Below are 14,608 nucleotides of genomic sequence, written 5' to 3'. Positions count from 1 at the left end.
CCGATCTCCGTCCGAAGCTGGAAGTGTTTCGTGTACGGGACTATTCAGCACGTCGATAATTTCTTACCGTGGTCGAATTTGTTTCGTCTGTGTAATCAAAACTTTCACCAGAGCACTGCTATCTTCGGCACATGGACGACGACCAGAAGGCGATAGCGACCGCAATCGGGGCCGCCGTGCGGACTGCGCGAAAAGAAGCCGGACTGACGTTGCGCGAGGTTGCCGTGAAGTCGGGCTTGTCCCAGCCCTTCCTGAGCCAGACCGAAAACGGCCACGCAGTACCCAGTGTCATGAACCTTCATCGCCTCGCGCAATCGCTCGGCACCACGGCGCACGCACTCTTGGCACAGGGTGAGCGAACTCCGTCCAGCCTCGTCCGCGCCGGCGAGGGGCGAACCTTCGAACTGGCACACGATTCGGTGATTCGATTCTGCTCCACCGGCTCACGGACCATGGAACCCAACGAGATCACGGCAGCACCTCATTCCGAGGCAGGTGAGCACACCGAGCACGCCGGCGAAGAGTTCATTCATGTTCTCGAAGGATCTGTCGAGGTCGAGGTGGGACTGGACGAGCATCACGTTCTTCACGTAGGCGACACCCTCCTCTACACCTCGACCATCCCGCACCGGTGGTTCAATCGCACCGATGCGGTCGCGAGGTTCCTCATCGTGAGTTCGCCGCCCTCGTTCTAGATGCGCGGCTGTAGTTCCACACCACAACCCCCCGCTCACGGCTTACCCTGACAGCGTGACCATGTGGCCGGAACTTGCGCGCGAAATCGCCGATACCGTTCTGTTTCCCGTCGCCGACAGCGTCGACGCCGACGGAGAAATCCCCAGCAGCCATTTCGACGCGCTCGCCGCCGACGGCTTCTACGGCATCGCCGCCCTCGGTGAGGGTGGCCCCAGCAGCGAAGAACTGGTCGAGGTCCTCGAAACCTTGTGCGGCGGTTGCCTCGCGACGACGTTCACCTGGATGCAGCATCACGGCGTCGTCGGAGCCCTGGCGGCGAGTCCCAATGCACCTCTGCGCGAACAATACTGGGACGGTCTGGTTTCCGGCACGATTCGCGGTGGGGTTGCCTATGCCGGCGCCATCCCCCGCCCACCGCTCCTGTGGGCGAAGCGGGTGAACGACGGCTACGTCCTCGACGGGATCGCCCCCTTCGTCACCGGTTGGGGCATCGTCGATGTTCTCTTGGTGTCGGCGCGCGACGAGTTCGACAATTCCATCGTTCATTCCGTCGTACCGGTGGGCGAGGCCCCGGGTCTGACGATCGAGGAGCTTCCACTGATCGCGGCGCGCGGGAGCAACACCGTCCGAATCGTGTTCGACGCTTTCGAAATTCCCGATACCGACGTCTGTGCTGTCGTCAGCGACGAACAATTCCAGAGCACCCAGCTCCCCGGCTTGTGGCTCAACGGCGCGATGGCCATGGGCATCACCCGCCGCGCTGTCACCGAACTTGCGGATCTGGGAGTCGACACCGACGCGTTCGAGGAACAAGCCACCCGGGCGCGCGCCGATCTCGATGCAGCACTGCGCGACGGCGGCGACATGTCGGCCGCCCGCGCCCGAGCGTCGGAACTTGCGATACGCGCGTCGGCCGCACTCGTGACTGCGACCGGAAGCCGCGCTCTGGTCGGCTGCAACACCCCCGAGCGGCTCATGCGTGAAGCCACCTTCACTCTTGTCGCGGCTGGTCGCCCGGAGATCAAAACAGCTCTCGTGGAACGACTCAGCGGATACTGAGTACGCACGGTTGTACTCGATTACGCTGGGGCTCATGACCAGTGGAGAACCAGTACTCATCCCGGCCGGAACCGTGTTCACGCCGGAGGACCTGACGTTCTATGCCGATCGCGACTCCCGCAGTCTCGACGACGCCATCGCCGAAGCCGACCTTCTTGTCAGTTGCCCACACTCGGGTTCCGCGATTCCAGCAGAACTCTCACGTTTTCTCGCACCCGAGTTCACACAGCGGCTGCAGTTCGACTTCACCGACATGTCCACCAGTCCCATCGTGCGCCGTTGGGCCGAAATCGATTCGCGCATCGTGTACGTGGAGAATCCGCACCCTCGCATGATTCGCGATCCCAACCGTGCGAAGCCCGAAAACCTGGAAGCGTCACTGCGCGAAGCATTCGCCCGCGTCCACAAGGCCGGTGCCGGCAACAAAGCAGACCTCACCGGCGTCGACGCAGTTCGCCCTGTCACCTTCTCGTTCTACCCCCTGCTGCTCGAGCCGACCGACGACGCGGGCTGGAAGAACCTCGCCGAGACCTTCACCGAGACAGCCGAACACGGTTTGGGTGTCTACGAAAGAACTCGCGACACACTGATCGAAGCCATGGTGGAGAAGAGCTTCGAACTCGGTCGATCGTTCACGACGTTGTCGTTCCACGACACGATGAACCACACCACCCGGCGGGACGGCGCCGTCAATGTCGAACGGCCGGAAGCAGATCGACTCCCCGACGTCGTCGCACTCTCCAATCGTGGCGATCACGACGGTAATCGACGCGGCGACAATCCCGTGACGATGGATCCGGAGCTCATCCGCACACTTGCGGTCTCACATCGCAAGGGATTTCAGGTCGACGATCCGGATGCGGTCGCTCTCAATCAGCCGTACCTCGGCAGTTTCGAAATCATCCGAGCCGGAGCGAGATTCGCCGAATTGAGCGCCCGCGCCGCCGAAGCCGGGATCACGTTGAGCGCGGTTCAGGCCGAATTCAAACGAGAATTCCTACTGGGAGACGAACTGGCCGCCTACATCATGGAACCCGGCGTCGACTGGCCGACACCCGATGCCGAGCGGGTGGACCAACTCGCCCACGCGTGCAAGGCGAGCTGGGACCACTACCGCAACAGCTGACTCAGCGCTGTTACTCAGGGCTGACTCAGCCGCAATACTCAACCGAGCACCACTCCGAACAACGCGCCGGCCGCAATCGTCGTGACGGCCAAGATGATGGTCGGCAGGAAGAACGAGTGGTCGACGAGCTTGGAACCGAGCTTCGTGCTGCCCGAGAGGTCGAAGTTCGCAGCCGCGATCTGCGAACCGTTTGTCGGCAACAGATAGACGCCGGCAAACGCTCCGGCCCACATTCCGCTCACCAGACCGGGTGCAATCCCGGCAGCGAGACCGATCGGCACGATGGTCCTCGTAGCGGTCGACTGACTGGTCGTCAGTACACAGACCAGGAAGACACCGAGCGCGAAGATCCACGGCGCGGCGTTGACCCAGTCGCCGACGGTGCTCGTGATCAGCTCGGAATGGGCGCTGATGAACGTGTCCGTCAGCCATGCCAGACCGAACAGCGCGATGGCCGAGACCATACCGGCACGGAACACCGTCGACGACGGCACGTCGGCGACATTCGGGCGGCACACCAGCAGGATCAACGTACCCACGACGAACATCAGCATTTCGATGATCGGTGTCATCCCCATCGGAGTACCGTCGGCAGCTTCGGGACGAATCCCCTTGAACAGGCCGAAGATCACGATAGCCAGGACGCCGGCGAGGAAGATCAGTGCCGCGTTTCGTCCGGTCTTCGTCGAGTCGAGTTCGGTCTTGGAGGCTGCACCAGGTCCGGCCAATTCGCCCGACTTCATCTTCGCCTGTATCTCCGGGTCGTCGTCGAGATCTTTGCCGAGTCGGTTGACCGCGATGGAGGAAAGGACGATGCCGACAACAGCAGCCGGGAAGGTGATCTTGATGATGTCGATGAGTTCGAAATCGTAGGGCGGCACGTCGGTCAGCGTGACCATTGCCGCCATTGCCGCGGACACCGGACTACACGCCAGCGCCACACCGGTCGAGACAACTGACAGCGACAGCGGTCGTGACGGCCGCACACCGTTCTTGTACGAGACGTCGTAGATGACGGGGAGCAGCGGGTAGAGGATGTTGGACGTGCCGGCACCGACCGAGAACAGGAATGACACCAACGGCGCGATCAGCGTGATCTGTTTCGGGCGAGATTCGATCAACTTGGCCGCGATGGTGACCATCCAGTCGATACCTCCGGCCGCCTGCATCATCGACGACGCGAGGACGACGGACAGGACGATGAGGAGAGCGTCGACCGGAGGACTGCCGACGTCCTCTCCGAAGACGAACACGAGGACGGCAACACCTGCGCCGCCCCACAGACCGAGAGCGACACCGCTCGATCTGGTACCCATGACAATCGCCCCGAGCACTACCGCCAGCTCGAGGACAATCTTGACTGCTTCCATCAGGCACTCGCCTTCTCGATAACAAGAGAATCGCTATAACAGGGCAAATAGTATGCTCTGCGCTTCGGCTGCAGGCACGAACACGCTGTCGGTGGGAAGGGGCAATATGGTGGTCGTGACCAACGTCCTCGGTAGGTTCTCGCCCGCCACACGCGAGTGGTTCGGCGGCGCTTTCAGCGCTCCGACTGCTGCGCAGCTCGGCGCCTGGGAATCCATCGCGAGTGGCTCTCACACACTTGTCGTCGCGCCCACCGGCTCCGGCAAGACATTGTCGGCGTTCCTGTGGGCCCTCGATCAACTCGCCGCCAAGGACGAAGGCGAACGCGCCACCAAAGTCCTCTACATTTCGCCGCTCAAAGCGCTGGGTGTGGACGTCGAGCGGAACCTTCGCGCGCCGCTGGTCGGCATCACGCAGACGGCGAAGCGTCTAGGCCTCACTCCGCCCGAGATCACCGTCGGTGTCCGTTCCGGTGATACGTCCCAGGCCGATCGGCGCTCGTTGATCAAACGACCCCCGGACATCCTGATCACCACGCCTGAGTCGTTGTTCCTGATGCTCACCTCCGCTGCCCGGGAAACACTGGTCGGTGTCGACACCGTGATCGTCGACGAGGTTCACGCGGTGGCGGGCACCAAGCGCGGCTCTCACCTCGCGCTCTCACTGGAACGCCTGGACGGCTTGCTCGAGCGTCCGGCGCAACGCATCGGATTGTCGGCCACTGTCCGTCCGCACGAGGAGATCGGGCGGTTCCTCGCCGGTTCGGCACCCATCCGGATCGTGGCACCGCCTGCCGCCAAGACCTTCGACCTCACGGTCCGTGTTCCCGTCGAGGACATGACCGAACTGGGGATCGCGACGCCGGACGACGGTTCCGAATCTCCCACCCCGCAAGCCGGTTCGATCTGGCCCCACGTCGAGGAACAGATCGTCGACCTCGTTCTCGACCACCGATCGTCCATCGTGTTCGCCAACTCTCGCCGCCTCGCCGAACGATTGACAGCCAGGCTCAACGAGATTCATGCAGAACGCATCGGTCTGGCCGTCGAGAAAACATCTCGCCCGCCCGCGCAGATCGGGGCTCCCACCGAGGTCAACTACGGCGCAGAACCCCTCCTTGCTCGCGCCCACCACGGATCGGTCAGCAAAGACCAGCGAGCCCTCATCGAAGACGACCTCAAATCGGGTCGATTGCGATGCGTCGTCGCCACCAGCAGTCTCGAACTCGGAATCGACATGGGCGCCGTCGACTTGGTCATCCAGGTGGAGGCACCGCCTTCGGTTGCCAGCGGCCTGCAACGTGTCGGCCGCGCCGGCCACCAGGTCGGTGAGATATCGCGAGGCGTCGTCTTCCCCAAGCATCGCACCGACCTGATTCATTGCGCGGTGACGGTCGAGCGCATGGTCGAAGGCAAGATCGAAGCGATGGCCGTTCCGGCCAATCCCCTCGACATCCTCGCTCAGCAAACTGTTGCGGCCACCGCTCTCGAACCGATCGACGTCGACGACTGGTTCGAGACCGTGCGCCGAAGCGGTTCCTTTGCAACGCTTCCCCGTTCGGCGTACGAATCGACTCTGGACTTGCTGGCGGGGCGGTACCCCTCGGACGAGTTCGCCGAATTACGTCCTCGCCTTGTCTGGGATCGTGAGTCCAACACGCTCACGGGCCGCCCGGGTTCGCAGCGTTTGGCCGTCACTTCCGGCGGCGCAATCCCCGACCGCGGCCTCTTCACCGTCTACATGGTTGGCGAGAAAGCGTCCCGCGTCGGCGAACTCGACGAGGAAATGGTCTACGAATCCCGGGTCGGCGACGTCTTCGCGCTCGGCGCCACCAGTTGGCGGATCGAGGAGATCACCTTCGATCGGGTTCTGGTCAGCCCCGCCTACGGCATGCCGGGTCGTTTGCCCTTCTGGCACGGCGACGGACTCGGTCGCCCCGCCGAACTCGGACAGGCGTTGGGGCAGTTCGTCCGCGAAACGGCTCTCGGCAACGAAGCCGACGTCGTCGAGCGTTGCCGCGTGGGCGGGCTCGATCACAACGCCACAACCAATCTGATCCAACTCGTCGGTGAGCAGAAAAATGCCACCGGGCAGGTGCCGTCGGATCGAACCCTGGTGGTTGAACGCTTCCGCGACGAACTCGGTGACTGGCGTCTGGTGCTGCATTCCCCGTACGGCCAACGGGTTCACGCACCGTGGGCCCTCGCCATCGGGGCGCGCCTGCAGGAACGATACGGCGTCGATTCCAGCCCGACGGCCTCCGACGACGGCATCATCATCCGACTCCCCGACACCGAGAACGAACCTCCCGGCGCCGAACTGTTCGCCTTCGACGTCGAGGACATCGAAGATCTGGTCACCCAAGAGGTGGGCGGCTCCGCGCTCTTCGCTTCCCGATTCCGCGAATGTGCCGCCCGCGCACTGCTTCTCCCCCGCCGCAATCCCGGAAAACGTGCACCGCTGTGGCAGCAGCGTCAGCGGTCGGCGCAACTGCTGGACGTCGCCCGCAAGTTCCCGACCTTCCCGATCCTGCTCGAGACCGTACGCGAGTGCTTGCAGGACGTTTACGACCTGCCTGCACTGAAGGAATTGTTCGGCAAGATCGAGAAAAGGCAGATTCGAATCGTCGAGGTGGAGACGGCCTCTCCGTCTCCGTTCGCCAGTGCGCTCCTGTTCAACTACGTGGGTGCGTTCATGTACGAGGGCGACAGCCCCCTCGCCGAGCGACGCGCCGCCGCTTTGTCCTTGGACTCCACGCTGTTGGCCGAACTCCTCGGCCGCGTCGAACTGCGCGAGCTCCTCGACGCCGGAGTGATCGAGCAGGCCGAACGTGAACTGCAACGGCTCGTCCCTGACCGAAAGGCCAAGGACCTCGAGGGTGTTGCCGATCTCCTCCGCATGCTCGGCCCGCTGACCACCGAAGAAGTCACCGAACGCTGTCTCGAGGACCCGGTCTCATGGCTCGAGAAGTTGGTTACGGACAAACGCGCCCTCCACGTCTCGTATGCGGGCGAGAGCTGGTGGACCGTCGTCGAAGATGCAGCGCGGCTTCGCGATGGACTCGGCGTTCCCCTACCCATCGGCGTTCCGGCCGCGTTCATCGAGCCGGTCGATCAACCACTCGACGACCTCCTGAGCCGGTACGCCCGCACCCACGGTCCCTTCACTCTCGCCGACGCGGCTGCACGCTTCGGTCTCGGAGTATCAGTCGCGCGTGACGTTCTCGGTCGGCTCGCGCTCGAAAAGCGGGTCCTGGAAGGTGAATTCCGCCCGTCTGCAACCGGGAGCGAATGGTGCGACGCCGAGGTCCTGCGTCGCTTGCGGCGTCGCTCGCTCGCCGCGGCACGGCAGGAGGTCGAGCCGGTCAGCACCGCGACCCTCGGGCGATTCCTTCCCAGTTGGCAGCACGTGGGCGGCACGCTGCGAGGAATCGACGGTGTTGCAACGGTGGTCGATCAACTTGCCGGCGTTCCGATTCCGGCGTCCGCTCTCGAATCGTTGATCCTGCCGAGCCGAGTTGCCGACTACTCTCCCGCGATGTTGGACGAACTCACGTCGACGGGTGAAGTCCTGTGGTCCGGATCGGGAGCTATCTCGGGCAAAGACGGGTGGGTAGTGCTGCACCCCGCCGACCTGGCACCGATCACGCTCAATTCGCCCGCCGACACCGACGTCTCGGAATTGCAGAAGCGCATCCTCGACCTGCTGTCCGGCGGCGGTGCCTACTTCTTCCGCCAGTTGGTCGACGCGTTGCGAACTACGGAGTCGGCTGCGGACACGGTCGACAGTGCGGTGACAACGGCACTGTGGGAGTTGGTGTGGCTCGGACACATCGGTAACGACACCGTTGCGCCGCTGCGCGCACTTCTCTCCGACACCACCAGAACAACAACCAGTCACCGATCACCTCGCCGTGTTCCGCGGGCCCGTCCGTACCGCGGAATGGCCCGCGCTTCCACGCCCGCGCGCACGGGACCGGCAACTGCCTCCGGTCGGTGGTTCCAGCTGCCAGGTATCGAACCTGACCCCACTATCCGGGCGCACGCCACGGCTGATCTGCTGCTCGAACGATACGGCGTCGTCACCCGCGGTTCGGTGATGAGCGAGAACGTGCCGGGCGGTTTCGCGTTGATCTACAAGGTACTGAGCACGTTCGAGGACAACGGGCGCGCTCGACGCGGATACTTCGTGGACACCCTGGGCGGCGCTCAATTCTCGACGCCTCCCGTGGTGGACCGCTTGCGGACGTTCGGTGATTCCATCGAGGGGCGCCACACCTCCTCGGCTGCAGTCACTCTCGCGGCGTGCGACCCGGCAAACCCGTACGGCGCGGCGCTGCCGTGGCCGGCGTCGGGGGGCGAAGAGTCACCAGGACACCGACCCGGACGAAAAGCCGGCGCACTGGTAGTTCTGGTGGAGGGTGAGTTGGTTCTGTTCGTCGAGCGCGGCGGTCGCACGATCCTGACATTCACCGACGACGGCGGAACGTTGCGCCTGGCAGCACTGTCACTTGCTCAGAAGGTGACTTCTCGCGCCATCGACAAGTTGGTAGTGGAGAAGGTCGACGGAGAGACCATCCACGGCAACGATTTTGCTCCGGTCCTGGTCGAAGCCGGCTTCGCGGCCACCCCTCGCGGATTCCGGTTGCGGTCATGAGGATTGGGGTCATGATGATTGAGATCGTGGAAGTTGAGATCCTGAAGTGTGGGTGCGGCGACCATGCCTGAGGGCGATACCGTGTGGCGGGCCGCCAATGAACTGCGCGCTGCCCTGGCCGAGAAGGTACTCACCACCTGCGACGTCCGCGTTCCTCGTTACGCCACCGTCGATCTCTCGGGCCACCGCGTGGATTCCGTCGCCAGCCGCGGAAAACATCTCCTGATCCGAGTGGGCGAAGCGTCCATTCACACGCATCTGAAGATGGAAGGTCAGTGGCAGATTTATCGCCCCGGCGAGCGCTGGCGCCGACCCGCTCATCAAGCGCGCATCATCTTGGCCACCGAAGACTCTGTAGCAGTTGGCTTTTCACTGGGAATCACCGAGATCCTCGAACTCGGGCAGGAACAGGAGGCCGTCGGACATCTCGGACCGGATCTGCTCGGGACCGATTGGGACAGTTCCGTGGCCGCCCGAAATCTTCGGGCCGCCGACTCCGTACCGATCGGAATCGCGCTCCTGGATCAGCGGGTGATGGCCGGACTGGGCAACGTGTACCGAAACGAGATCTGCTTCCTACGAGGTATTCACCCGAAAACGCCGACACATCTCGCGGGGAATCTCGACGCGATAGTGGATCTGTCTTTTCGCACCATCAACGTCAACAAGTCGCGTCGCATCCGGGTCACGACCGGCGACACCCGTCCAGGTAGGCAGACATGGGTGTACGGCAGGCGCGGAAAACCGTGCCGCCGTTGCGGAACCCGCATCAGAGAAGACACCCTCGGACCGGATCAGCTCACCGAGCGAAATATCTTCTTCTGCCCGGCCTGCCAGCCCTTCACGCCTGGTTAGCGTTGATCAGCAGCCTGACGCAGTGGCGGACAAATCGATCACGGTCCACGACGATCGTGCCGTCCAGATAACCGATGAACAGTGTGAACAACGCCCCGACCAGTCCGACTGCCACCAGCTGCTTGTCCACGGGATCAGCAATCTCGGACAACTGGTCGTACACCAGGTCGACGAACGCCGGCATCGATTCGATACCGCGGCCGCTCAGGACGGGTTCCGAGAGCGGAGCGATCAGAAGCACTCGCCCCATTGCCGGGTCGTCGACCATCAGCTTGACGAAAGCGTCGACCGCAGCGGTGGCGACTGCCTCGGATGTCGTCTCGGACTCCACTGCTGTGGCGAGCGCCGACTGCGCGCGCTCGGCGACAAACGTGTGGACCGCGACAACGTACTGATCGCGATCGGTGAAGCTCTCGTAGAAGTACCGCTCGGTCAGACCAGCGGCCTTGCAGACCGCTCGCACATTGACGGCCGGACCGTCGACCGCACCGAGCAGTGTCACTCCGACGTCGAACAACGTCGCCTTTCGAGTGGCCCTGCGTTCTTCGATGCTCACAACTTCCCCACTTCGCCGACACTTGATCTTCAATGCACCCGGTATTCGATCCTTGACTACCGCTGTTGTCGATCCTAATCTGACAACATGCGTAGTCAACTTGACGACAGCAGCACCCCGGTTCCCCTCGGTCCGGATTCCCTGACGTGGAAGTATTTCGGCGACTGGCGCGGGATGCTGCAAGGCGTCTGGGCCGGTTCGATGCAGAACATGCACCCCGGCCTCGGCGCCGGAGTCGAGGAGCATTCGCAATTCTTCGACGAGCGGTGGGAACGGCTGTACCGCTCGCTGTATCCCATTGCAGGCGTGGTCTTCGACGGCGATCGCGCGCAGCAGACAGCCGAAGAAGTCCGCGGCTATCACACACGAATCAAGGGCGTCGACAAGTTGGGGCGTCGGTATCACGCACTTGATCCCGACACTTTCTACTGGGCGCACGCAACATTCTTCATGGGCACCATCGTCACTGCCGAGAACTTCTCCGGTGGCTTGACCGAGGCCCAGAAACGTCAGCTCTTCACCGAGCACATTCAGTGGTACCGCCTGTACGGGATGAGCATGCGCCCTGTTCCCGAGACCTGGGAAGCATTTCAGGAGTACTGGGACCACATGTGCCGCAACGTACTCGAAGACAACAAGGCGACCCGCGACGTCCTCGACCTGTCGGGACTCGGCAAGCCCCCGTACATGACGTGGCTACCCGATCCGTTGTGGCGGCTCGTCCGAATCCCCCTCGCCCGCGGATTCGTGTGGCTGACGGTCGGAATGTACGACCAACCGGTTCGAGACCTACTCGGCTACTCGTGGACCAGTCGCGATCAGAAAATTCACAACGCTGTCGGCCGCACCGTCAACGCCGTCTTCCGTCTGGTGCCGTGGCGATACCGGTATCAGCCACGTGCTCGCGCGGGATGGGATCGAGCTGACGGCCGAATCCCCGCCGATGCACCACTGGTCCACACACCGGCGCGCAACCTGCCCCCGCTCGAGCAGCGAGATAACCCGATGCACTACAGCCCCAGGGTCTGATCTGCCATGCTCTGAACATGGAGTGGGACCTGCGAACCCTGCTGAACCGTCCGATCACGTCTCACGGTGCGCCGCTGGGACAAGAACGTGTGGCCGCGAGGACCACCGCGTACATCTACGGCAACATTCTTGTCCTCGCCGCACTCATACCGGTGACGAAATCTCAGGAATCGCTCGGCGCCGCGATTGTGGTCGGCACGGCATTGTCGACATACATTGCCCACACATTTGCCGAGGGCGTCGGCGAGAGCATTCGCAACGATCGCCGACTGACGACCGCGGAGAGAATCGACTCGCTTCGCGATTCCGTCCCGATCCTCACCTCTGCGGTTGTTCCTGTCGTCATTCTCGCGACGGCGTGGTTCAACTTCCTGGAGCCACGGACGGCGCAGTTGATCGCGGAAATCGTCTTGATCCTGCGGATCGGTTCCACCAGTTACGTGATCAGCCGACTGCACGGCGAGAAAGTCAGTACGAACACACATCTGGCAGCCTTCGGCCTCGCTGCCGTCGCCACCCTCATAGTCGGCTTGAAGATAGTGCTCACTCATTGACGAGCCACAAGTGCAAAAGAAGTCAGACCGGTCGTATATAACTAAGACGGGCAATTCGCAGAAACCTGACAATCGGTAATTTCGATGTGCGGTGATCGACGACTAACTCGGCCCACTTCTATCAAGTAGGCAGAGGAGCAGCCCGCAATGACAACACCACAGTCGCCGTATCCCTGGAACAACGACTCCAACCACACGACACCTCTCCCTCCGCCCCCTCCTCCGCCGCCGGGCATCACACCCGGTCAGGCTCCGTACTCGGGACATCAGCCTGCTTACACCCCGCCCCGGCCCCCATACGGTCAAGGCACTGGATATTCGCCGATGCCTCCCCGCCCGCCGAAATCGTATGCATGGCTGTGGGTCCTACTGGGAGTTGTCACAGTCGCACTCGTCGCCGTCGTGGTCTACGTATGGGTTCTCCCTCTCGTCTTGAACGACAATTCCGACGAGAACACCGCACGCACGGAAACCGTGGTGATCACCTCACCTGCGGCCGCGCCGCAGAACGGCGTCGTCACACCCGCGCCCAACGAGTCGGTCCCTGGCAGCGCAGCGCGTTGTGGATCGGTGTTCTCGAACAACGAATTCACGACGTCCGCCGTCGGCACCAGCGTGACGTCCTGTGAGTTCGCCGAAGAAGTGCGCTACCAGTACGTGAGCCAGGGTCGACGCGGCGGCCCGGTCTCCATCAGCGCGGTCAGTCCGGTCACGGGAACTCGGTACTCGATGAACTGCGCCGGCAACAAAGTCGTCACGTGTACCGGCGGAAACAACGCGGTGGTCTATGTCTATTGAGCAGTGCGTCGAGGCTCGTAGCGGGACGCGCCGACGACTCCTGGCGGTTGCACTCGCCACTGCTTCTGCAGCAGCCCTCGCGGGCTGCACGATTCCGACGCGAGACGAGTCGTCGGAGAAGGTCGAGACGATCACCGAAATCGTCGTCGTTCCACCGGAGCCGACAGAGACTCCTGCCGCCCCGGGCAACGGTGTCGGCCCGCTCGCCGGATTCGAGGCCCTGGGCAACACCCTCGGCGGCGCCGTGGGTATCGCACTCGTGCCCGTCGGCGGAGGTCAGTCACTCGTTGCCGGCGAGTGGCAGAACGGAGTCGCCTGGTCCACCATCAAAGTCCCACTGTCCATCGCAGCCCTCCACGAACCCGACAACACAGAACTCACAACGGTCAAGCAGGCGATCACCACCTCCGACAACGAATCAGCCGAAGAACTGTGGCGAGGCCTCGGCGATCCGACCACTGCCGCAGCGAAGGTCGAGTCAGTCCTCGTGGCCTCCGGCGATATGTCCACCACCGTGGAATCACGCACGCTAAGACCAGAATTCAGCTCGTTCGGTCAAACACAATGGCCACTTGCCGTCCAAGCGCAATTCGCCGCCACCCTGCCATGCCGGAGCGACGCCACCGAAGTCTTCGGGCTCATGGGCAGCATCAGCCCCGACCAACAGTGGGGCCTGGGAGTGATCCCAGCCGCTCGATTCAAAGGTGGGTGGGGGCCGGACGACGACGGCGGCTATCTGGTCCGCCAATTCGGGATCATCAGCAGCGGCACCGGACAACTCGCTGTCGCCATCGCAGCCAAGCCGGACTCGGGCACTTTCGCCGACGGTACTGCGATGCTCAGCGACATCGGCCGCTGGGTAGGCGAACGAGCGCAGGCTTTACCCATCGGCGGCACCTGCCAACCGAGCTGAAGTACTGCCGGTCGAGGGAGGTACTGCCGTTACCCGGCTGAGCAGTCACTCCCGCCGAACCCCCGGCCGCCGCTACCGTGGACGACATGAGCATCCCGAGTCTGAAACTGAACAACGGCGTCGACATCCCCGCGCTCGGTTTCGGCGTGTACCAGACGCCGCCGGACGAAACACTCGCCGCCGTCGAGTCCGCGCTGTCGACGGGTTATCGCCATATCGACACTGCCGCGGCCTACGGCAACGAGAAGGGAGTCGGTGAGGCGATCCGGCGATCCGGACTCGATCGCGCGGACATCTTCGTCGAGACGAAGGTCTGGATCACCGACTACGGATACGACGAGACTCTGCATGCCTTCGACAAGAGCGCAGGCAAACTCGGTGTCGAACAACTCGACCTCCTGATCCTCCATCAGGCGTTGCCGAGCGAGTTCGAGCGCACGATCGACGCGTACAGGGCGTTGGAAACGCTTCTGGCCGACGGCAAGGTCCGCGCCATCGGAGTCAGTAACTTCATGCCGGATCACCTCACCCGACTCCTGGACGCAACGTCCGTGGTGCCGGCGGTCAACCAGATCGAGGTTCATCCGTACTTCAGGCAGTCGACTTTGCTCGAGGCCGACGCCGATCACGGGATTCTGTCTCAGGCATGGTCACCGATCGGCGGAATCACGTTCTACCGCGACGGCTCCCACGGCTCGACCCTCGAGGACGCCACCATCGGCGCCATCGCGACCGCTCACGGCAAGTCGCCTGCACAGGTGATGCTGCGTTGGCACCTCCAGCAGGGCCGCCAGGTGATCCCCAAGTCGGTGACTCCCTCGCGGATCGCGGAGAACTTCGACGTGTTCGACTTCGAACTCACCGCCGAAGAACTCTCCGCAATCGACGCACTCGACACCGGAGTTCGCGGCGGTCCCGAACCCGAGGTCATCACCCGCGAGAAGTTCGGAATCGAGATTCCCGAAGCCTGAACCCGGCAGCTTGAACAACACAGCAGC

At 63.1% G+C, this 14,608-nt stretch carries 12 protein-coding genes; 10 read left to right on the top strand and 2 right to left on the bottom strand.

Going from position 1 to position 14,608, the window contains the following annotated elements:
• The first annotated feature begins 131 nt into the window (after positions 1–131).
• From ACBG85_RS10400 to ACBG85_RS10390, 3 genes are read left to right on the top strand one after another with little or no spacing between them, the layout of a single operon-like run.
• Positions 132–695, top strand: coding sequence for a helix-turn-helix domain-containing protein (locus tag ACBG85_RS10400; protein ID WP_007727247.1), 564 nt, complete (start codon positions 132–134; stop codon positions 693–695).
• Positions 696–750: 55 nt separating this feature from the next.
• Positions 751–1,755, top strand: a complete 1,005-nt coding sequence (locus ACBG85_RS10395; RefSeq protein ID WP_372027411.1) for an acyl-CoA dehydrogenase family protein — start codon at positions 751–753, stop codon at positions 1,753–1,755.
• Between the two features lie 34 nt (positions 1,756–1,789).
• Positions 1,790–2,881: an N-formylglutamate amidohydrolase gene (locus ACBG85_RS10390; RefSeq protein ID WP_003940896.1), complete on the top strand. Its 1,092-nt coding sequence runs from the start codon at positions 1,790–1,792 to the stop codon at positions 2,879–2,881.
• Between the two features lie 38 nt (positions 2,882–2,919).
• Here the strand turns inward: ACBG85_RS10390 and ACBG85_RS10385 are convergent, their stop codons facing one another.
• Entirely contained in the window at positions 2,920–4,251 is a 1,332-nt protein-coding gene (locus tag ACBG85_RS10385; RefSeq protein ID WP_372027409.1) for an anaerobic C4-dicarboxylate transporter family protein, read from the bottom strand.
• Between the two features lie 106 nt (positions 4,252–4,357).
• Here ACBG85_RS10385 and ACBG85_RS10380 point away from each other — a divergent pair, with 106 nt between their 5' ends.
• Together ACBG85_RS10380 and ACBG85_RS10375 are read left to right on the top strand one after the other, a co-directional pair.
• On the top strand, positions 4,358–8,905 hold the full coding sequence (locus ACBG85_RS10380) for an ATP-dependent helicase (protein WP_063316753.1): 4,548 nt from the start codon (positions 4,358–4,360) through the stop codon (positions 8,903–8,905).
• 63 nt (positions 8,906–8,968) lie between these two features.
• The gene (locus tag ACBG85_RS10375; protein ID WP_030535047.1) at positions 8,969–9,760 is read left to right on the top strand and encodes a DNA-formamidopyrimidine glycosylase family protein; all 792 of its coding nucleotides are present in this window, start codon (positions 8,969–8,971) and stop codon (positions 9,758–9,760) included.
• On the opposite strand, the gene ACBG85_RS10370 is transcribed toward ACBG85_RS10375, so the two are convergent.
• A complete protein-coding gene (locus tag ACBG85_RS10370; RefSeq protein ID WP_218695222.1) occupies positions 9,747–10,316 on the bottom strand; it encodes a TetR/AcrR family transcriptional regulator in 570 nt (189 codons plus the stop codon). The genes ACBG85_RS10375 and ACBG85_RS10370 overlap by 14 nt on opposite strands.
• 87 nt (positions 10,317–10,403) lie before the next feature.
• On the opposite strand from ACBG85_RS10370, the gene ACBG85_RS10365 reads away from it, so the two are divergent.
• The 5 genes from ACBG85_RS10365 (at position 10,404) to ACBG85_RS10345 (ending at position 14,581) form a co-directional block, all read left to right on the top strand.
• The gene (locus tag ACBG85_RS10365) at positions 10,404–11,345 is read left to right on the top strand and encodes an oxygenase MpaB family protein (protein ID WP_312637517.1); all 942 of its coding nucleotides are present in this window, start codon (positions 10,404–10,406) and stop codon (positions 11,343–11,345) included.
• Between the two features lie 17 nt (positions 11,346–11,362).
• On the top strand, positions 11,363–11,899 hold the full coding sequence (locus tag ACBG85_RS10360) for a hypothetical protein (RefSeq protein ID WP_003940745.1): 537 nt from the start codon (positions 11,363–11,365) through the stop codon (positions 11,897–11,899).
• Between the two features lie 324 nt (positions 11,900–12,223).
• Entirely contained in the window at positions 12,224–12,697 is a 474-nt protein-coding gene (locus ACBG85_RS10355; protein ID WP_054781860.1) for a hypothetical protein, read from the top strand.
• Complete coding sequence (locus ACBG85_RS10350; protein WP_030535049.1) at positions 12,687–13,610, top strand: hypothetical protein; 924 nt, start codon at positions 12,687–12,689, stop codon at positions 13,608–13,610. The genes ACBG85_RS10355 and ACBG85_RS10350 overlap by 11 nt, the downstream gene beginning before the upstream one ends.
• Positions 13,611–13,696: 86 nt before the next feature.
• Positions 13,697–14,581 carry an aldo/keto reductase gene (locus tag ACBG85_RS10345; RefSeq protein WP_064689003.1) on the top strand — a complete coding sequence of 295 codons (885 nt, stop codon included), beginning with the start codon at positions 13,697–13,699 and terminating at the stop codon, positions 14,579–14,581.
• Positions 14,582–14,608 lie beyond the last annotated feature (27 nt).

This window comes from Rhodococcus sp. NyZ502, assembly GCF_041464245.1.
Lineage (GTDB): Bacteria > Actinomycetota > Actinomycetes > Mycobacteriales > Mycobacteriaceae > Rhodococcus_F > Rhodococcus_F qingshengii.
The sequence above is the reverse complement of the archived record's forward strand: the minus strand, read 5'-3'. Positions and strand labels throughout refer to the sequence as shown.